The organism is Pseudomonas syringae group sp. J309-1 (assembly GCF_032582135.1).
GTDB lineage: Bacteria > Pseudomonadota > Gammaproteobacteria > Pseudomonadales > Pseudomonadaceae > Aquipseudomonas > Aquipseudomonas quasicaspiana.
Genome location: NZ_JAWHNU010000049.1, coordinates 1 through 20218, shown reverse-complemented (window position 1 = coordinate 20218; position 20218 = coordinate 1). Strand labels below are relative to the sequence as shown.

General features: G+C 58.5%; 16 protein-coding genes. 6 read left to right on the top strand and 10 right to left on the bottom strand.

Annotated elements, in window-relative coordinates:
• Positions 1-24 precede the first annotated feature (24 nt).
• Positions 25-546: a ribosome biogenesis factor YjgA gene (gene yjgA, locus RX972_RS22020; protein ID WP_027898154.1), complete on the top strand. Its 522-nt coding sequence runs from the start codon at positions 25-27 to the stop codon at positions 544-546.
• Between the two features lie 50 nt (positions 547-596).
• Here yjgA and tldD read toward each other — a convergent pair whose 3' ends face one another.
• The 8 genes from tldD to mreB all read right to left on the bottom strand — a co-directional run bounded on the left by tldD (position 597) and on the right by mreB (position 12038).
• Entirely contained in the window at positions 597-2036 is a 1440-nt protein-coding gene (tldD, locus tag RX972_RS22015) for a metalloprotease TldD (RefSeq protein WP_027898155.1), read from the bottom strand.
• Positions 2037-2038: 2 nt separating this feature from the next.
• The gene (locus tag RX972_RS22010) at positions 2039-2890 is read right to left on the bottom strand and encodes a carbon-nitrogen hydrolase family protein (RefSeq protein ID WP_316878469.1); all 852 of its coding nucleotides are present in this window, start codon (positions 2888-2890) and stop codon (positions 2039-2041) included.
• A gap of 199 nt (positions 2891-3089) precedes the next feature.
• Positions 3090-6908 (bottom strand): YhdP family protein, encoded by a 3819-nt coding sequence (locus RX972_RS22005; RefSeq protein WP_316878466.1) that lies wholly within the window; start codon positions 6906-6908, stop codon positions 3090-3092.
• A gap of 177 nt (positions 6909-7085) precedes the next feature.
• Positions 7086-8543: a ribonuclease G gene (gene rng, locus RX972_RS22000; RefSeq protein WP_027902220.1), complete on the bottom strand. Its 1458-nt coding sequence runs from the start codon at positions 8541-8543 to the stop codon at positions 7086-7088.
• Positions 8540-9139, bottom strand: coding sequence for a Maf family protein (locus RX972_RS21995; protein WP_316878463.1), 600 nt, complete (start codon positions 9137-9139; stop codon positions 8540-8542). Before RX972_RS21995 ends, rng begins: the two co-directional genes overlap by 4 nt.
• A 72-nt stretch (positions 9140-9211) precedes the next feature.
• Entirely contained in the window at positions 9212-9703 is a 492-nt protein-coding gene (gene mreD, locus RX972_RS21990) for a rod shape-determining protein MreD (protein WP_027902218.1), read from the bottom strand.
• Complete coding sequence (mreC, locus tag RX972_RS21985; RefSeq protein WP_231675241.1) at positions 9696-10781, bottom strand: rod shape-determining protein MreC; 1086 nt, start codon at positions 10779-10781, stop codon at positions 9696-9698. The genes mreD and mreC overlap by 8 nt, the downstream gene beginning before the upstream one ends.
• A gap of 219 nt (positions 10782-11000) precedes the next feature.
• Positions 11001-12038: a rod shape-determining protein MreB gene (mreB, locus tag RX972_RS21980; RefSeq protein ID WP_020292894.1), complete on the bottom strand. Its 1038-nt coding sequence runs from the start codon at positions 12036-12038 to the stop codon at positions 11001-11003.
• Positions 12039-12246: 208 nt separating this feature from the next.
• Here mreB and gatC point away from each other — a divergent pair, with 208 nt between their 5' ends.
• The 5 genes from gatC (at position 12247) to RX972_RS21955 (ending at position 17065) form a co-directional block, all read left to right on the top strand.
• Entirely contained in the window at positions 12247-12534 is a 288-nt protein-coding gene (gene gatC, locus RX972_RS21975; protein ID WP_027902216.1) for an Asp-tRNA(Asn)/Glu-tRNA(Gln) amidotransferase subunit GatC, read from the top strand.
• A 15-nt stretch (positions 12535-12549) separates the two neighbouring features.
• Positions 12550-14001: an Asp-tRNA(Asn)/Glu-tRNA(Gln) amidotransferase subunit GatA gene (gene gatA / locus RX972_RS21970; protein ID WP_027902215.1), complete on the top strand. Its 1452-nt coding sequence runs from the start codon at positions 12550-12552 to the stop codon at positions 13999-14001.
• Positions 14002-14013: 12 nt separating this feature from the next.
• Positions 14014-15459 (top strand): Asp-tRNA(Asn)/Glu-tRNA(Gln) amidotransferase subunit GatB, encoded by a 1446-nt coding sequence (gene gatB, locus RX972_RS21965; RefSeq protein ID WP_027902214.1) that lies wholly within the window; start codon positions 14014-14016, stop codon positions 15457-15459.
• A gap of 131 nt (positions 15460-15590) precedes the next feature.
• A complete protein-coding gene (locus RX972_RS21960; protein ID WP_316878451.1) occupies positions 15591-15968 on the top strand; it encodes a septal ring lytic transglycosylase RlpA family protein in 378 nt (125 codons plus the stop codon).
• 77 nt (positions 15969-16045) lie between these two features.
• Positions 16046-17065 carry a calcium/sodium antiporter gene (locus RX972_RS21955; protein ID WP_410478251.1) on the top strand — a complete coding sequence of 340 codons (1020 nt, stop codon included), beginning with the start codon at positions 16046-16048 and terminating at the stop codon, positions 17063-17065.
• Here RX972_RS21955 and RX972_RS21950 read toward each other — a convergent pair.
• Both RX972_RS21950 and RX972_RS21945 read right to left on the bottom strand, forming a co-directional pair.
• Positions 17062-18003, bottom strand: coding sequence for an AEC family transporter (locus RX972_RS21950; RefSeq protein WP_316878448.1), 942 nt, complete (start codon positions 18001-18003; stop codon positions 17062-17064). The genes RX972_RS21955 and RX972_RS21950 overlap by 4 nt on opposite strands.
• Before the next feature lie 441 nt (positions 18004-18444).
• Entirely contained in the window at positions 18445-20007 is a 1563-nt protein-coding gene (locus RX972_RS21945; protein ID WP_231675178.1) for an alkaline phosphatase D family protein, read from the bottom strand.
• Between the last annotated feature and the right edge of the window lie 211 nt (positions 20008-20218).

Sequence of the window (20218 nt, the reverse complement as noted above, 5' to 3'; positions counted from 1 at the left end):
GGCGTTTATTTGCGGACTGCCCCCATGGTTGATTCTTACGACGACTCCCTCGACGGGGAGAAAAGCAAAACCCAGGTCAAACGCGAGCTGCATGCTCTGGTTGAACTTGGCGAGCGTCTTGTGTCGCTCAAACCTGATTTGCTGAACAAGCTGCCTTTGACCGATCCGCTGCGCAGAGCCTTGGCCGATGCGCCCAAGCACACGGCTCATATCGCACGCAAACGGCATATTCAGTTCATCGGCAAGCTGATGCGCGATCAGGATCTGGACGCCATTCTGGTGCTTCTCGATCAACTCGATGCCTCCACTCGCCAATACAACGAACGTTTTCACGGCCTGGAACGCTGGCGTGATCGACTGATCGCCGGTGATGACGGTCTCCTCGAAATGTTCGTCGCTGAATATCCGGAAGCGGACCGTCAGCAGCTGCGTTCGCTGATCCGTCAGGCCCAACACGAGCTGGCCCATAACAAGGCGCCTGCGTCGAGCCGGAAAATCTTCAAGTACATCCGTGAGCTGGACGAGAAACAACGCGGTTTGCGTTAACACTCGACCATGGGGCGGACTGTTCATCAGTCTGCCCCGGCCTCACACCCTCAACCGCCCGTGCCGCCTACCGTGATCGCATCGATCTTCAGGGTCGGCTGACCCACGCCCACCGGAACCGACTGACCATCCTTGCCGCAGGTACCGACACCGCTGTCCAGCGACAGATCGTTACCGACCATCGACACCTTGCTCATGGCTTCCGGGCCGTTACCGATCAACGTCGCACCTTTGACCGGGGCAGTAATTTTGCCGTCTTCGATCAAATAGGCTTCGCTGGTGGAGAAAACGAACTTGCCGCTGGTGATATCTACCTGACCGCCACCCAGGTTGGCGCAGTAGATACCGCGCTTGACCGAAGCAATGATTTCCTGCGGATCGCTCTGCCCACCCAACATGTAGGTATTGGTCATGCGTGGCATCGGCAGGTGCGCATAGGACTCACGACGACCATTACCGGTACGCGCTACGCCCATCAGGCGTGCATTGAGTTTGTCCTGCATGTAGCCCTTGAGCACACCGTTTTCGATCAGGGTCGTGCATTCAGTCGGCGTGCCTTCGTCATCGACGCTCAACGAGCCGCGACGTCCAGCCAGGGTGCCGTCATCGACAATGGTGCAAAGCTTTGAAGCAACCATCTCGCCCATACGGCCACTGTAGGCCGAACTGCCTTTGCGATTGAAATCGCCTTCCAGGCCGTGACCAACCGCCTCGTGCAGCAAGACACCGGACCAGCCGGAGCCGAGAACAACGGGCAGCGTGCCCGCCGGGGCAGGAATCGCTTCGAGGTTGACCAACGCCTGACGCAACGCTTCACGGGCATAACCCATGGCGCGGTCATCGCTGAGGAAATAACGGTAATCGGTACGCCCGCCGCCGCCATGACCGCCACGCTCGCGACGGCCGTTCTGCTCGACGATGACGCTGACGTTGAAACGCACCAGAGGGCGCACATCGGCCGCCAGACTGCCATCAGTGGAAGCGACGAGAATACGTTCCCAAACGCCCGCCATGCTCACCGTGACCTGCTGAATACGCGTATCCAGTGCACGGGTGGCAACGTCAACCCGTTTGAGCAGTTCGACTTTCTCCGCGCGGGTCATCACTTCCAGTGGGTTATCCGGCGCATACAACTGGGCCACGTCCTGTGCAGTGAAAGCCTGCACGGTGCCATTCTGACCGGCGCGGGAAATCGAGCGCGCAGCGCGAGCTGCCGTGGTCAGGGCTTCGTGAGTGATTGCATTGCTGTAGGCAAAACCGGTTTTCTCACCCGATTGGGCACGCACGCCAACTCCCTGATCGAGGTTGAAGCTGCCCTCTTTGACGATGCCGTCTTCCAGCGACCAGGACTCAGAAATCTGCCCCTGGAAATACAGGTCAGCGGCATCAATGCCTGGACCGGCCAGCTCGCCCAACACCGATTGAAGGCTGTCGAGGTTCAAGCCACCAGGTGCCAGAAGGTGTTCGCTGACAGAGGACAAGTCGCTCATATTCACTCCGAGGTCTGCACAGGCCGCACGGCGTCCTGCGTAAAAAATCGCCGGTGACTGGACACCGGCATCCGCGCCCTGATGGACGCCTGTTCTTCTTTGTCCCGTTCGGCCAGCAGCACCGCCTCGCCCTGCGCCTGTTCGGCCAGGACTCGCCCCCATGGGTCGACGATCGCTGCATGCCCGTATGTTTCCCGAGGTCCCGGATGAACCCCGCCCTGCGCGGCCGCCAGCAGATAGCACTGGGTTTCAATGGCTCGCGCACGGATCAGAATGTCCCAGTGCGCTGCGCCGGTAACGGCGGTAAAGGCCGACGGCGCAGTAATCAATTCAGCCCCTGCCTTTCGCAGAGCGGTGTACAGCTCAGGGAAGCGCAAGTCGTAGCATACGGTCAAACCGAGACGCCCCACTGGCGTGTCGGCAACCACCACATTGCTGCCATGAGCATAGTCGTCGGACTCCCGATAACGTCCACGACTGTCTGACACGTCCACATCAAACAAGTGCAGCTTGTCGTAACGCGCCACGTGCTCGCCATGCTCATCAATCAACAATGAACACGCGGTAATCTTGCCTTCAGGATTATCAATCGGCGGTAAAGGTATGGTTCCGGCAACTATCCATAACTTGAGGTCGCGAGCGGCCAGTTTCAACCATGGCAGGATTGGCCCCTGGCCTAAAGCTTCCGCCCGGCCGATATCCGCGACATCGCGACGGCCCATGGCAGCAAAGTTTTCCGGCAGTACCGCCAGGCGCGCTCCAGAAGCAGCAGCTTGTTCCAGCAGTCGCCGGGCCTGAGTCAGATTGCCCGGCACGTCGCTCTGGCTAACCATTTGAATCACGGCAAAAGACATGGCGGCCTCTCCTCAAACAACGCGCGAACCTCTGAATTGGAATGCATTTTTCTGTAGGAGCTGAAGAGCACCGCGAGGCCGCGATAGCGGTTCACCTGATACACCCCATCGCGGCCTCGCGGTGCTCGTCAGCTCCTACAGGGTCTCGCGGCGTCTGGGCGATGGACCCCATATAGCTTCCACTGTACTCCATGACGAACTATTGAGGTTTTTCAAACGGCTTGTCGAACGTGATCTTCGGCTCTTTCCAGGGGCCTTCGACCTTGTACTGAACGCTGGCGAATCGTGCGACACGATCGCCCAGCAGCTTATCGACGAGGAACAACGCCCCGCCAATAGCGGGCGCACCGACAATCAAAGCAGCGATCGGAAGGTTATTAGTGACCGGCAGCGTCACCAGCAGCTTGGCATCGACTCGATCCTTGACCATGTCCAGCGTCCCGTTCAACTCCAGATTGCTTGAAGGCCCCGTCAGGGTAATCGGCGTGCGCGTGACATAGACACCATCGCTCGCGATCAGCAGGCCTTTGACCCTATCGTAGCTCAACCCTTTGCCCAGCAAGTCGGAGAAATCAAGACGCAAACGACGGCCGATGGAGTTGAAGTTCAGCAGGCCAAACACTCGCAATGCCTGTGCTCCGCCTTCCACCTCGACAAACTGGCCTTTTTCAAGCTTGGCATCCAGGCTGCCGGAGAAACGCTTGAGCGCCACCCAGGCCGGTGATCCGGGCCAACGACCATCGGCGTTCAATTCGAATTTTTCGGCAGTGACCGTCGGGGCAAACCCCCATGCCTTGAGGATATCCCCGAGGTTCTTGCCTTCAAGATTACCCCGGTACCAACTGCTGGTTGAACCCGGCGCGCCTTCCCAGCCACCCTCGCCTTTCAAACGTATGCCCTTGAGACCCAGGTCCAGGTCAGACAGACGAATACCTGTGGGCGTTGGACGAATCTTGAGGGCCCATGCGCCCAATAACTGCTCGCCCTGAAACAGCTGCGTGACCTTCACATCAAGCGCCGGAATCTGGCTCGGATCGATATCGGCCAGTGGGTCTGGTGCATTCTCTACAACTACTGCGGCTGGATCAGGCGCAGGCAGTCGGACATAAAGCATGTCAATGCCAATAGGTGCGGTCTTCACGTCAGGAAGCGTCGCCGTACCCTTGGCAAGCTGGCTATCCAGCGAAAGCGCCCAATTGTCAGTGTTGCGTTTGAGCTGAACACTGGCGTTGTCCAGCGTCGTGCCCATAGCGGTCAGCTTGCCAATATGCAGGTCGACGCTATTGACCAATTGCTTGGCGCTACTACCAGGATTATCACCGGCGTAACGTTTAACCATTGCTTGCCAGGGCGCGACATCGAGCTCCGAAAGTGAGCCTCTGACACGCAGGCCTTTGGCGTCCGGGACAATGGCGCCGCCGTCACCGAGAAACACCTCGCCACGCCCGTCGCCCAGTTTGTCCGGTGCCGCGGCGTAGGCCAGATTGGCCAGCTTGCCGTAGGCAAAACCAAAGCGCCGTTCAGCGCCCTGGAGAGTCATGCGGAATTCGCTGTCCAGGCTGCTTTCAGCCGTTTTGCCGAACGGTGCAGGAAGATCCACCGCTACGCCTTTCAGGCTGGAGTTGATCCGCAACGAGCTATCTGTGCCCAGAGTCAGTTGTAGCTGATACGGAATATCGCCAGAAACAGGTAACGGCTGGGTAACGCCCAACCATTCAGTCAGACGTTTTACCGTGACCTGACCGTTGGCAACCACACGAGTAAGATTGGCGCCGGGCTTGCCTTCCGCTGCGATTTCCGCAGTGACAGGGCGATCAAACGCCTGCGCCTGAACACCCTTACCACTTAACCCCTTGGCATTATCAAAGCGAAACTCGCCTTTCAATTGGGTCAGATCCAGCGCCGGGTCAGCCAGTTTCAAACGTGCGCCCTGGGTGCTGAAGTCCACAGCGATTTTCGGCTCCTGCCCTTTGACCAATGGGATATCCAGCTTCAGCTTGCCATCCAGCGGACCGGTGCCCTGCCAGCCCGCGAAGGTACTGGCAGTACCAATAGGCGCCTCCTGCAAAATCTTCACGCCATCGGCCAGTTGACCGGAAAAGTTGCCGTCTACCAGCAAATGGCTGGGTTGTCCGGCTGGAGTGTGGGGAATATTGACCTGTACCTTGCTGATATCGGTATCGAGCAGCTTGCCCTTGCTGGCTTTGACACGCACGCCACTGTTCTCGACATACACCTTGCCGTCCACGCCAGTCAGCTGCGGCCAGCCTGGCTCGAAGTCCAGCGTCGCGTCACGCACCTTGAAAAACAGACTGATGACCCGGGCGGTGTCAGCCGCGTTCTTGCTTAGCGACCCCTGGTACTGGAAGAAACCCTGGTCAACCTTGCCGCCGATGATCGCCGTACGCAGCCACTTGTCCAGGTCCGGGCTGAGAACAGCCGGCAGATACTTGCTGGTATAACTGCCGTCGCCGTCGACCATGCCCACCCGCAGGTCCATGTAATCCTCATCCGCCCGCTCATGTTCCAGATGCAGTCGAATCAGAAAGTCCGCAGCGATCTTGCCCTCGTCGCCCAGCACTTTGATGTAGGGCGCGATCAGCGTGAAAGTCTCGTCATCCAGACGCCAGGTCAGGCGGGCATTGGCTTTTGGATAGGTCCACTCGTTTTTGAAAATTGGATACAGGTGCAGCATGAAGTTGTCGCTGTCGAGGCGCAGTTCACCCTGCCCCAGATCACCACTGATCGCGCCGCTGACATTCCCCGCCCCAGGAGCACCGTGATAAGCCTTAAACCCGATGTTTTCAAGATTGGCGGCGAAGCTCAGGCGCTTGTCACCCACCGCTTGCGGGCGGTAATCCACCAGTGCGTTACGCAGTGCACCCTTCACTTTCAGGTTATCAACGACCTGCATGAAGGTGTCCGGCAACGGAGCCAGAGACTTCAACAGAGGCGTCACCGGAGTCAGATCAAGCCGGTCAGCCTGAACATGCCAGGTTTCTTCCTGATCGCTGGTGGCGATCTTTTGCTCAAGCTGAATGCGGCTTTCCCAGCGCTTGCCGTTCAGGTCCATGGCCAGAGAGCCAAGGTTCACTTCAAAGCCGCTGTCGTTTCGTTTAAGCCACGCGTTGAGCGCCAGATTGTCGATCTTCGACGATTTTCGCTCGGCATAAGCCGCTTTCAGCGTCGGGGCATTGAGGCGTGCGACAGCACTTTGCACAGTGCCCTTGCCCCAGCTCAGCCAGAACTCGCCACCCGCCTTCAGGGTCGATACTTTCCATTCGCGGGTCAGGGTTTTGGGCAGCCACTTCGCCCAGTCGCTTTGTGGCAGGCTCAGGTAGATATCGGCTTCACCCTCCTTCCACGCGCTGGCCTGAATCCGCGAGCGAACGTTAAGGGCAAGTGGTTGACCATCCGGGAGTGTCAACCGCGCATCAAGACGCTGATGGGTGCTGCCCGTCGCCAGACTGATGTTCACATAAGTCAGGGTCAGCGGTGCTTGCTCAAAAGGCTGCAGGGTGACCTGACTGTTGAGCAGAGAGAGGCGCGATACAACCTGCATCTGGTTGAGAATCTGCTCGGGATCAAGCGTTTTGTCATCCTGGACCGGCAAACCTTGCAGCGCCCAATGACCGTCCTGATCCTCCTTGAGGATCACCTGCAAACCGTTGACTTCAACGTGGGAAAGTCGCACATCCCATGCCAGCAAGCTGGCCCAGAGATCAGGTTCGGCGCGAACTTCATCAAGACGCACAGCGTTTGCGCCCTCGCCGACCATTACATCGTTGGCGACGAAAACCGGTGAAAAGCCACGCCAGCTGCCTTCAAGGCTGCCGATAGCCAAGGGCATGCCGACTGCAGCCTGCGCCTTGCTCTGGACTTCAACACGGTAACCCGCGACCAGTGGCGTCAGCTCACGACCGACGCTGACATACAGAGCCGCCAGGATCAGAACCAATGCGCAGAGACTCAGACCCCAGCGCGTCAGGAGCGAGGCCAAACGTGTCAGACGCCCCATTTCAGCGAGCCTCCGGAACGGTATGCGCGCCAATCGGCTTGCGTGAAATGGCCCCACTTAATGGTGCTGATACTGCCAGGGGTTAGCTCATTTACCACGCATAGTTCTCTGCTTGTGACGGCATGCATGCCGCTGGCCCTGAGGCACCGTTAACAATTCAATCTATCAGGTGCACTGTCAGAGCAGCACGACATCGTATTGTTCCTGTGAATACATGGTTTCTACCTGAAAACGAATAGTGCGGCCGATGAACGCTTCCAGTTCCGCCACATTACCCGACTCTTCGTCCAGAAGGCGGTCTACAACTCGCTGATTGGCCAGTACCCGGTAGCCCACCGCCTGATAGGCACGGGCCTCACGCAGAATTTCCCGGAATATCTCGTAGCAGACGGTTTCCGGCGTCTTCAGCTTGCCGCGCCCCTGGCAAGCATGACAAGGCTCGCACAGCACCTGCTCAAGGCTTTCACGGGTTCGCTTGCGGGTCATCTGCACAAGCCCCAACTCGGTGATCCCGATGATGTTGGTCTTGGCGTGATCGCGCTCCAGTTGTTTCTCCAGGGTACGCAGGACCTGACGCTGGTGCTCACCGTCTTCCATGTCAATGAAGTCGATGATGATGATGCCGCCCAGATTACGCAGGCGCAGTTGACGGGCAATGGCCGTTGCCGCCTCCAGATTGGTCTTGAAGATGGTTTCTTCGAGGTTGCGATGCCCGACGAAGGCGCCAGTGTTGACGTCGATGGTGCTCATTGCTTCGGCCGGATCGATCACCAGATAGCCGCCGGACTTGAGAGGAACCTTGCGCTCAAGCGCCTTCTGGATCTCATCCTCAACGCCGTAGAGGTCGAAGATAGGCCGCTCGCCAGGGTAATGCTCCAGGCGGTCAGCGATCTCAGGCATCAGCTCAGCCACGAATTGCGTGGTTTTCTGGAAGGTTTCCCGGGAGTCGATGCGGATCTTCTCGATACGCGGGCTGACCAGATCACGCAACGTGCGCAGCGCCAGACCAAGATCTTCGTAGATCACATTGGGCGGGCTGACGGTCTTGATCTGCTCACCGATCTGATCCCAGAGGCGGCGCAGATAACGAATGTCCATAAGGATTTCGTCAGCCCCGGCACCTTCGGCCGCAGTACGCAGGATAAAGCCGCCAACCTCTTTGATGCCTTCGAGGGCAACGCAATCGCTGACCACTTTTTTCAGTCGCTCACGCTCGCCCTCGTCCTCGATCTTCAGAGAAATCCCGACGTGCGCCGTCTTGGGCATGTACACCAGATAGCGCGAAGGAATTGACAGCTGCGTCGTTAGTCGCGCGCCTTTGCTGCCAATCGGATCCTTCGTGACTTGAACGACGAGGCTCTGACCTTCGTGCACCAACGCGCTGATGGTTTCGACGGCAGAGCCTTCACGCATGGAGATTTCCGAGGCGTGAATGAACGCTGCACGGTCCAGCCCGATATCAATGAACGCGGCCTGCATGCCGGGCAACACCCTGACAACCTTGCCTTTATAAATGTTGCCCACGATGCCGCGACGCTGGGTCCGCTCGACGTGAACCTCTTGCAGAACACCGTTTTCCACCACTGCCACGCGTGATTCCATTGGCGTGATGTTGATCAGAATCTCTTCACTCATGACTTGTCACCTTCCTGGCCTTGCCAACAGGGTATGCCGAAACGGCTCAGCAGTTCTGCGGTTTCGCATAGCGGCAAGCCCACCACTGCGGAATAACTACCGTGCAAACCCTCGACGAAAATCGCCGCCAGGCCCTGAATAGCGTAGCTGCCTGCCTTGTCCTGAGGCTCGCCACTGGACCAGTAAGTCTGGATTTCTGCAGTAGAGATCGACCGAAAACGCACCCGACTGGAGACGACGCGGGTTTCGCAACGCTGTTGACTGACCAGCGCAATCGCCGTCAACACCTCGTGTTCACGCCCCGACAACGCCGTCAGCATGCTCTGGGCATCCGCTTCATCCCGAGGCTTGCCGAGGATATGACCGTCGAGCACCACAGCAGTGTCAGCCCCCAACACGCAGCCCTGATCATCGGTCAGCAACGCCAATCCGGCTTGCGCTTTGCCACGGGCAAGACGCTCGACATAGGCCGTCGGGGTTTCTTCGCTGTGGGGAGTTTCGTCAATCTGTGCGCTGAGCACCGTGAAGCGAACGCCAATCTGGGTCAGTAATTCCCGACGGCGCGGCGAGCCAGAGGCCAGAAAAAGCGGGGGCATTGGGACATCTCCGTGTCAAAGATCGTGATGCGGCCCCGAGCCAGAGATGCTTACCCGGGGCTACATGCTGCGTCAGTTGATTTTCAAACGCTTGCTCAAGCCTCGCAGGCCATAGCTGACCCAAGGCCATAACAACGCACTGACCAAAGCAGGCAACACCAACGCCAGTGTCGGCTGTCGATTGCCGGTCAGAGCGCTGAGCCAGAGCTGGGCCAACTGGGCCAGCCCATAGATAACCAACAGAATCAGACACTGTTGCCACATGGGGAACATGCGCAAACGCTGCTGCAGGGACATCACCAGGAAGGTGATCAGACACAACGTCAGGGCGTTCTGCCCCAGCAGTGTGCCGTACAACACGTCCTCCATCAGACCCAACAGCCATGCGGTGGTCATGCCGACCTTATGGGGCAGATACAGCGCCCAGAAGGTCACGAGCAGCGCCAGCCAGAGCGGACGAAAAATTTCCATGAACTGCGGCAGCGGCGAAACGCTCAACAGCAAACCGACGACGAAAGTGAACCACACGACCCACCCGTTACGTTCCGGGGCATGACTAGCCATCGATTCTCTCCCGAGTGGCGGCAGGCGCGGTGGCCGGTGGCTTGGTCGCCGCAGGCTTTACAGGCGGCTTGCTGGCGGGCTTGGGTGCTGGCGTGGCCGGCGTTGCGGCAGGTGTTGCAGCTGGCGCGGCGGACGGAGCAGCAGCCGGAGCAGCAGCACCGTGGGCGGCAGGCGCGGCGTGTGTCGTCCCGGCAGGAGCGGCTGCGTTATTGACAGGAACAGTCGCCGGGACGGCTGCCGGATCAACACCTTTCTCGATGGACTCCTGGGCACGTGCGGCATCGGCGGCGCGCTCTTCCGGCGAGCGACCGTCGGAGAACACCAGCAGCAGGTAACGGCTGCGGTTCAATGCGGCTGTCGGCACGGCGCGAACGATAGCAAACGGTTGTCCGGAGTCATGGATGACTTCTTTAACGGTTGCCACCGGATATCCGGCAGGAAAGCGCTGACCCAGACCGGAACTGACCAGCAGGTCGCCTTCCTTGATGTCAGCGGTGTCCGCGACATGGCGCAGCTCCAGACGTTCCGGGTTACCCGTGCCGCTGGCAATCGCACGAAGCCCGTTGCGGTTGACCTGCACTGGAATGCTGTGAGTCGTGTCGGTCAGCAGCAGTACACGCGAGGTGTAAGGCATCAACTCGACCACTTGCCCCATCAGGCCACGTGCGTCGAGCACTGGCTGACCCAGGACAACGCCGTCGCGCTCGCCTTTGTTGATAATGATTCGATGGGTAAATGGATTGGGATCCATGCCGATCAGTTCGGCCACTTCAACCTTTTCGTTGACCAGCGCCGACGAGTTGAGCAACTCGCGTAGGCGCACGTTCTGCTCGGTCAGGGCCGCGAGCTTTTGCAGGCGCCCTTGAAGGAGCAAGGCTTCAGTCTTGAGTTTTTCGTTTTCAGCGATGAGCTCGGTACGGCTGCCAAACTGGCTGGCCACACCCTGTATCAAACGCTGCGGCAGATCGACGATCCAGTACGACTGCATCAGTACCAGCGACATCTGGCTGCGCACGGGTTTGAGCACGGTGAACCGCGCATCAACGACCATCAGCGCCACGGATAAAACGACCAGCACCAACAGGCGCACGCCCAATGAGGGGCCTTTTGCGAAAAGCGGTTTAATAGGCCGCTCCTCCGAAGCAGGATTTCAATCGGCTGTTGTTATTCATGAGATATGCAACCGGCTTGAACAGGTAGAAAAAGTAACGCCATATTTTGGCGTCAGCCTAACGCATACAGGTAGCCAAATCGCTACCTGTACACATAAGGATGCATGATAGGTCCTACCGGCGAGTTACTCGCTGGAGAGCAGATCCATCGTGTGCTTATCCATCATTTCCAGCGCACGGCCACCACCACGCGCTACGCAGGTCAGTGGATCTTCGGCAACGATTACCGGCAAACCTGTTTCCTGAGCCAGCAATTTGTCCAGATCACGCAGCAAGGCACCACCACCGGTCAACACCAGACCGCGCTCGGCGATGTCGGATGCCAGTTCCGGAGGCGACTGCTCCAGCGCGCTTTTCACGGCCTGAACGATAGTTGCCAGAGATTCCTGCAACGCTTCCAGCACTTCGTTGGAGTTCAGGGTGAAAGCACGTGGAACGCCTTCAGCCAGGTTACGGCCACGCACGTCGACTTCACGCACTTCACCACCTGGGTAGGCAGTACCGATTTCCTGCTTGATGCGCTCGGCGGTGGATTCGCCGATCAGGCTGCCGTAGTTACGACGCACGTAGGTGATGATCGCTTCGTCGAAGCGGTCGCCGCCAACCCGTACGGATTCGGCATAAACCACGCCATTGAGCGAGATCAGAGCGATTTCAGTAGTACCACCACCGATGTCGACAACCATCGAACCGCGTGCTTCTTCGACCGGCAGACCGGCACCGATGGCAGCAGCCATTGGCTCTTCGATAAGGAACACTTCACGGGCACCAGCACCCAGGGCCGACTCGCGAATCGCGCGTCGTTCAACCTGTGTGGATTTGCACGGTACGCAGATCAACACCCGAGGGCTTGGCTGCAGAAAGCTGTTTTCGTGAACCTTGTTGATGAAGTACTGCAGCATTTTTTCGCAAACGCTGAAGTCGGCGATAACGCCGTCTTTCATTGGGCGAATAGCGGCGATGTTGCCTGGGGTACGGCCGAGCATGCGCTTGGCTTCCATCCCGACAGCAACGACGCTTTTCTGGTTTCCGTGGGTCCGAATGGCCACAACTGATGGTTCATTCAGAACGATGCCGCGCTCACGCACGTAAATAAGGGTGTTGGCAGTGCCCAGGTCGATAGACAGATCGCTGGAAAACATGCCACGCAGTTTCTTGAACATGGGAAAGGGACCCTAGGGAACGCGTGGGTAAAAAAGTGCGGCAAACTCTAACAACGACAGGGATTTTGGGCAAGGAGCCAATATGCTAAATTAGCGGTTTTTCCGAGCACGACCCTCGACGTTCGCGGCCTTCTGACCGTAGAAATGCGATAGTGTTCCTCAATCTACCACACGGATCCAATCCGTAGGCATTCCACTGGAGAACCCCATGGCGCTTGATCGCTCCGACGTGGAAAAGATCGCTCATCTGGCGCGAATTCGCCTGAATGACGCCGATGTCCCACGTACTACCGAAGCACTTAATAGCATTCTTGGGCTGGTTGATCAGATGCAAGCGGTCGATACCACCGGTATTGAACCCCTTGCCCACCCCCTCGAAGCTTCCCAACGCCTGCGCGAAGATGTGGTTACCGAGCGAAATCGTCGGGATACCTATCAAGCCATCGCACCAGCGGTCCAAGACGGCCTTTATCTGGTTCCAAAAGTCATCGACTAAGGGAATGTGCCTTCAATGCATCAAATGACTCTGGCCGAGATCGCCCGCGGACTCGCCGATAAAAAGTTTTCTTCCGAAGAATTGACCCGTGTCCTGCTCGCGCGTATCACGCAGCTCGATCCACAGCTCAACAGCTTCATTACCCTCACCGAAGACCTGGCCATCACTCAGGCGCAGGCCGCTGACGCACGTCGCGCTGCCGGTGAAAACAATCCATTGCTGGGCGCACCACTGGCTCACAAGGACCTGTTCTGCACGCAAGGTATCCGTACCAGCTGCGCGTCGAAGATGCTCGATAACTTCAAGGCGCCATATGACGCCACCGTTGTTGCCAAGCTGGCCGCAGCGGGCACCGTGACCCTTGGCAAGACCAACATGGACGAATTCGCCATGGGATCGGCCAACGAGTCCAGCCACTACGGCGCGGTGAAAAACCCGTGGAATCTTGACCATGTGCCGGGCGGCTCCTCAGGGGGTTCGGCTGCTGCAGTAGCTGCGCGCCTGCTGCCTGCCGCCACCGGCACCGATACCGGCGGCTCGATTCGCCAACCGGCCGCACTGACCAACCTGACCGGCTTGAAACCGACCTACGGTCGTGTTTCACGCTGGGGCATGATCGCTTATGCGTCGAGCCTCGATCAGGCCGGTCCGTTGGCACGCAGCGCTGAAGACTGTGCGCTGCTGCTGCAAGGCATGGCCGGTTTCGACCCACTGGACTCCACCAGCATCGACGAACCCGTTCCAGATTACAGCGCCAGCCTCAACGGCTCGCTGCAGGGACTGCGCATCGGTCTTCCAAAGGAGTATTTCAGCGCCGGTCTCGATCCGCGCATTGCAGATATGGTCATGGCCAGCGTCGAAGAGCTGAAAAAGCTCGGTGCCGTGGTCAAGGAAATCAGCCTGCCGAACCTGCAACACGGCATCCCGGCCTATTACGTGATCGCTCCGGCAGAGGCTTCGTCCAACCTGTCGCGCTTTGACGGCGTGCGTTTCGGCCATCGCTGCGAAGAGCCAAAAGACCTCACCGACCTGTACGAGCGCTCCCGCGCCGAAGGCTTTGGCCCGGAAGTACAACGCCGGATTCTGGTGGGTGCCTACGCGCTCTCAGCGGGTTATTACGACGCCTACTACTTGCAGGCGCAAAAAATCCGTCGCCTGATCAAGAACGATTTCATGAGCGCTTTTGCCGAAGTCGATGTGATCCTCGGCCCGACCACGCCTAACCCGGCCTGGAAAATCGGCGCCAAGACCAATGATCCGGTCGCCGAGTACCTGGAAGACTTCTACACCATCACCGCCAACCTCGCGGGTCTGCCGGGCTTGTCCATGCCTGCGGGCTTTGCCGACGGGCTGCCGGTAGGCGTGCAATTGCTCGCCCCGTATTTCCAGGAAGGCCGCCTGCTGAACGTTGCCCATCAATATCAGCAAGTCACCGATTGGCATCTGCGCACGCCTGACGGCTTCTAAGGAGAAAACACAATGCAATGGGAAGTCGTTATCGGGCTGGAGATTCACACCCAGCTTTCGACCCAATCAAAGATTTTCTCTGGCAGCGCCATCGCGTTCGGCTCCGAGCCCAACACGCAGGCCAGCCTGGTTGATCTGGGCATGCCGGGTGTTTTGCCGGTGCTCAACAAAGAAGCCGTGCGCATGGCTGTCAAATTCGGTCTGGCGGTAGATGCCGAGATCGGCCAGCACAACGTGTTTGCCCGCAAAAACTACTTCTACCCTGACCTGCCCAAGGGCTATCAGATCAGCCAGATGGAATTGCCGATTGTTGGCAAAGGCCACCTGGACATCACCCTTGAAGACGGCACCGTGAAACGCGTCGGCATCACCCGCGCCCACCTTGAAGAAGACGCCGGCAAAAGCCTGCACGAAGACTTCAGCGGCATGACCGGTATCGACCTGAACCGCGCTGGCACTCCGCTGCTGGAAATCGTTTCCGAGCCGGACATGCGTTCGGCCAAGGAAGCAGTGGCTTACGTTAAAGCCATGCACGCACTGGTTCGTTATCTGGGCATCTGCGACGGCAACATGGCGGAAGGCTCGCTGCGTTGCGACTGTAACGTGTCGATCCGTCCCAAGGGCCAGGTTGAATTCGGTACACGCTGCGAGATCAAGAACGTCAACTCGTTCCGCTTCATCGAGAAGGCGATCAATAGCGAAATCCAGCGTCAGATCGACTTGATCGAAGATGGCGGCAAGGTCATTCAACAGACCCGTCTATACGACCCGAACAAAGACGAAACCCGCGCCATGCGCAGCAAGGAGGAAGCCAACGACTACCGTTACTTCCCCGATCCAGACCTGCTTCCAGTAGTGATCGAAGATTCATTCATCGAAGAAACCCGCGCCACGCTCCCGGAGTTGCCTCCGCAGAAGCGCGAGCGCTTCCAGAGTCAGTTCAGCCTGTCGGCCTATGACGCCAGCGTGCTGGCCTCCAGCCGCGAGCAGGCGGACTACTTCGAGCAAGTGGTCAGCATCAGCGGCGACGCGAAACTGGCCGCCAACTGGGTCATGGTAGAGCTGGGCAGCCTGCTGAACAAGCAAGGCCTGGAAATCGAAGAATCGCCGGTCAGTGCCGAGCAATTGGGCGGCATGCTCAAGCGCATCACCGACAACACCATTTCCGGCAAAATCGCGAAAATGGTTTTCGAGGCAATGGCCAATGGTGAAGGCAGCGCCGATGAGATCATCGAAAAACGCGGCTTGAAGCAAGTGACTGACAGCGGTGCCATCGAGTCAATGCTCGACGAGATGCTCGCAGCCAACGCCGAACAGGTCGAACAGTACCGCGCTGCTGATGAAGCCAAACGCGGCAAGATGTTTGGCTTCTTCGTCGGTCAGGCCATGAAAGTCTCGAAAGGCAAGGCCAACCCGCAGCAGGTCAATGAACTGCTGAAGAAAAAGCTGGAAGGTTGATAGCCCCGCTCCCCCTGTAGGAGCCAACTTGTTGGCGAGACGTCGAACCTGCCTAATCAGGAACATCGCTTCGCCAACAAGTTGGCTCCTACAGGGTAGAGCGCATCCAATGTAGTAGAAGGATCAATCCCATGCTGCGCCTTCTCGGCACCACAGCTCTGCTCACCTTTCTGGTTGGCTGCGCCAGCCAGGATCAGATCATCGACCCTCGCGGCTACAACGAAACCGGCAACGCTTCCTATTACGGCGCCCGGCATCACGGCAAGCGTACCGCCAGCGGCGAACCCTTTGACCAGAATGGACTCACTGCGGCCCATCGCCAGTTGCCCTTTGGCACCCGGGTCAGAGTCACCAACCTGGATAACGACAAAAGCGTGATCGTCCGGATCAATGATCGCGGCCCTCACACCCGTGGTCGATTGATTGATTTGTCACGTGCTGCCGCCGAACAAATCGGTATGCTGCGCAGTGGCACCGCGCCTGTGCGTGTACAAAGTCTGAGCGACTAAGGACGCCCCGAATTCTCGAACTCTCATCCCTGCCGTTTCCCGATGTCCTTCAGTGGATATGCGGCCTGCTGTTGCTGCTGATCGGTGCCGAACTTTCAGTACGCGCCGCGGTGAGCCTGGCAACCACCCTCGGCGTGCGCCCCTTATTCATCGGTCTGACATTTGTCGCACTGGGCAGCAGCGCGCCGCAGATGGCAGTCGGCCTGCAAGCAGCCTTTACTTCCAGCGCCGACATCGCCGTGGGCAGCGTGGTGGGCAGCAACATCTTCAATGTACTGGTCACCCTTGGGCTGTGCGCCTTGATCATTCCGTTGCGGGTTACCCGGCAGTTGGTACGCCTGGAGATCCCGTTGATGGTTGTCGCCAGCGCACTGGTGCTGGCCCTTTCCTGGAACGGCGTGCTGGGCGCGCTCGATGGCGCGATTCTGCTGCTGGGCTTGCTGGCCTACCTGCTGATCGTTTTGCGCCAATCCGGGCAACGCTTTGCCTATCGCCAGTCAAGCGGATCGGAGCATTCGCGCAAAACCGGCCAGGTGCTGCTGCGTCTCGGAGCGTTGTTTACCGGCATCGCCTGCGTCATACTGGGCAGTCATCTGCTGGTGGCAGCATCGGTGGTGATCGCGATAGACCTTGGTTTGTCCGAACGGGTGGTCGGCTTGACGGTGATCGCAGTCAGTACGTCCCTGCCCGCCCTGACCACTTCGTTAATCGCGGCGCTCCGTGGCGAGCGTGACATCGCCGTGGGCAACGTGATTGGTAGCAATCTGTTCAATCTGTTGGGCGTGCTGGGCATCACCGCGTTGATCGCACCAGCACCACTGTCTGTTTCACCCAATGCTCTGGATTTTGACTTACCGGTGATGCTCGGGGTAGCGGCGCTTTGCATGCCGCTGTTCTACTCAGGCTACCGGATCACCCGGATTGAAGGGCTGATGCTGCTGTCGCTGTATCTGGCGTATGGGCTGCACATTGTGTCGTTCACCACCGGCATGCCGCTCGCCGATAAACTTGAGCGGCTGATGGTGCAATTTGTTCTGCCGGTGTTCGCGGTGATGATTACCTTCAGCACCATCCGCGCATGGCGACGTCAGCATTAGATCCAGCCGCCCCATTGCAGGATAAAAATCCCGACATTGGTGGTCACTGCGGCCGCCAGCGTTGTGATCACGATGATCGCTGCCGCCAGCACGTGATTGCCATTGGCCGCCCGGGCCATGACATAGCTGGACGCAGCGGTCGGGCTGGCGAAGTACAGGAACAGAATCCCCAGCTCCGGACCGCGGAACCCACACAGCCAGGCTGCCAGCGTAGACAGCACCGGCAAAGTGACCATCTTCATAAAGCTGGCGCTGACAGCCAGCTTGCCACTCTGATGCAGCGAACTCAGCGATAACGTGCCGCCGATACAGATCAGCGCCAGTGGCAGAGTCATCTGCGCGAGGTAATTGCCCGACGTCTCGATCCAGTGCGGCAGGCCGATCTTGAAGTAGGCGAACGGCGAGGCAAGCATGATGCTGATGATCAGCGGGTTGCCCAACACGCTTTTGAACAGGCTCCACGGATCGGATTTGATCACCGGGCTGTACACCGCAAGCACGATGGTCGAGAGCGCGTTATAGAAAAGAATGACCAGGGCGGCGAGAATCGCCCCCAGAGAAATACCGTAATCGCCGTACATGCTGGCGGCCAGCGCCAGGCCGATCACGCCGTTATTACCACGAAAAGCGCCCTGAACAAAAACGCCACGGTCTGCCAGCGGCACGCGCCAGATCGCCCAGGTCCACGCAAAGGCGAAACCGGCCAGGGTGATGATGGTGAAAAAGACCAGCAGCGAGGGCTGCAACGCTTCACGCAGATCAGCGTGGATAATGCCGAGAAACAACAGCGCGGGCATCGTCACGTTAAACACCAGACTCGACGCAGTCATGATGAAATTGTCGTCAATCCAGTTGATGCGCTTGAGCAGCACACCCAGGAACAGCATGGCGAAAACCGGCGCGGTGATGGCCAGGGTCTGATAGAAAATGTCCAGCATCGTCGAACCCTGCCCCGTCGTTAGGTGGCTAATGATAAGCCAGCATAGACGAGAACGTTACAGGGAATTTCTGGCTGGGCTCCGGACAAAACCCAAACACGGTGATTGTGTGCCTGCCCAAAAGTCGATGTGCGACACAAATCCTGTGGGAGTCGCCCCGGTGTCCCAGGCACCACGCTGTCGCGCAGCAAACGGGTGACCTGTAGGAGCCAACTTGTTGGCGAGACGTCGGACCCGCATCGTCAGAAATTCCGCTTCGCCAACAAGTTAGCTCCTACAAGGTCCGCGTTTCAAATCCATTATTGGAGTGATGTTTGATAGGAGCCAGGCTTGCCGGCGATAAGGCTGGATGCGGTTCACTTTTAGATCGCGCCCGGCCTTATCGCCGGCAAGCCGGGCTCCCACAGAAGATTTCATTACAGATCCAGATGCTGTTTACCTTCATGCATCCCGAGCGGGCACCAGTTTCTTCTCGAACACCGACACCCCGTCCAGATCCCGCAAGGTCACGGTCATCTCCGAGCTTTGGCCGTCGATGTTCACTTCACCAAAAAACTGGAAACCGGCAAATGGAGAGGTATTTTGCGCAGGCGGGGCCTTTTGGAAGACCAGTTCAGGGCCGAAGGTCTTGTCCAGCGCGTTGGGGCCAAAGCTGCCAGCGTTCAACGGCCCGGCGACAAATTCCCAGAACGGGTCGAAGTCCTGAAACACAGCCCGATCCGGTTGGTAGTGATGCGCCGCGCAGTAATGCACATCGGCGGTCAGCCACACGCAGTCGCGGATTTTCTGTGCGCGCAGATAGGTCAACAACTCGGCGACCTCCAGCTCGCGTCCAGCCGCAGGGCCGTCCTGGCCGTTGGCGATGGCTTCCCAGCGCGCGACGCCAGGGCTGACTTCGCCATCCGGTACGCCCAGACCAATCGGCATATCGGCTGCGATAACTTTCCATTGTGCGGTGGAGTTCTTGAGCCCGCTTTTCAGCCAGTCCAGCTGCGTACGCCCCAGGAAAGCCGTGGTAGGCCCCGGTTTATCCGCCAGGTTTGAATCGTTGCCGTCCCGATAACTGCGCATGTCCAGCACGAACACATCCAGCATCGGCCCGTAACTCATCTTGCGATAGATGCGCCCGCCGTTATCCGCTTCCTGCAAACGCATGGGCGCATATTCCAGAAACGCCTGTCGGCCACGGGAAGCCAGCAACTGGATGTCCTTGACCTTGTAGCGATCATCCAGCTGTTTGCTCGACGACCAGTTATTGGTCACTTCGTGGTCGTCCCATTGCCAGATTTGCGGCACTTCCGCGTTGAAGCGGCGCAGGTTCTCATCCATCAGGTTATAGCGATAAGCACCGCGATACTCGTCGAGGGTTTCCGCGACCTTGCTCTTGGCTTCGGTGGTGAGGTTGCGCCAGATGCGCCCGTCTTCCGCGACGATCTGCGCCGGAACCGGGCCGTCCGCATAGATGGTGTCGCCGCTGTGGATAAAGAAATCCGGCAGACGCAGACGCATGGCTTCATAGATACGCATGCCGCCTATGTCCGGGTTGATGCCGAAGCCCTGGCCGACCGTGTCGCCACTCCAGACAAACCGGAGGTCACGACGCTGTTGCGGCACGCTGCGCAGATGGCCGAACCAGGGTTCACTGGTCACGCCTGATTGCGCATCTTCAAACATTACCCGGTAGAAAATCGCCTGATCGGTCGGCAAACCGCTCAACTCGACTCGCGCGGTGAAATCGGTGCGTTGGTCAGCGAGGGCTGAGACCGCACGACGCGGGTTGGTGAACATGCTGCGGGTGTCCCATTCCACGACCATGCGCGACGGTCGATCACTGCGACTCCAGACCATCGCCCGATCACCCAACACGTCACCGGACTGCACCCCGTCGGTGATTTTCGGCCGGTCCTGAATCGAAGCGATAACGGCTGGAGCCAGACCGGGCAAAAGCAAGCCTGCGCCAGCTGCCTGAATGATGCGGCGACGTGTCGGGTCGAACTGAGTCATGGAGGGTCCCCTTGTTGAAGGTAAAGGGGAAAGCTAGCAGTGCAAGATTGGGCATTTGTGACAGCGCGGGAATTTCGTCGTTAGAGATGCAGCTTTCGCGAATGAATTCGCTCCCACAGGAGGTATGCGGTTTACCTGTGGGAGATTCTATGGTTGTGATCAAGCCATAACCCACCCTTTGGGTTGATATTCGCTCTGATTTTTCATCAGG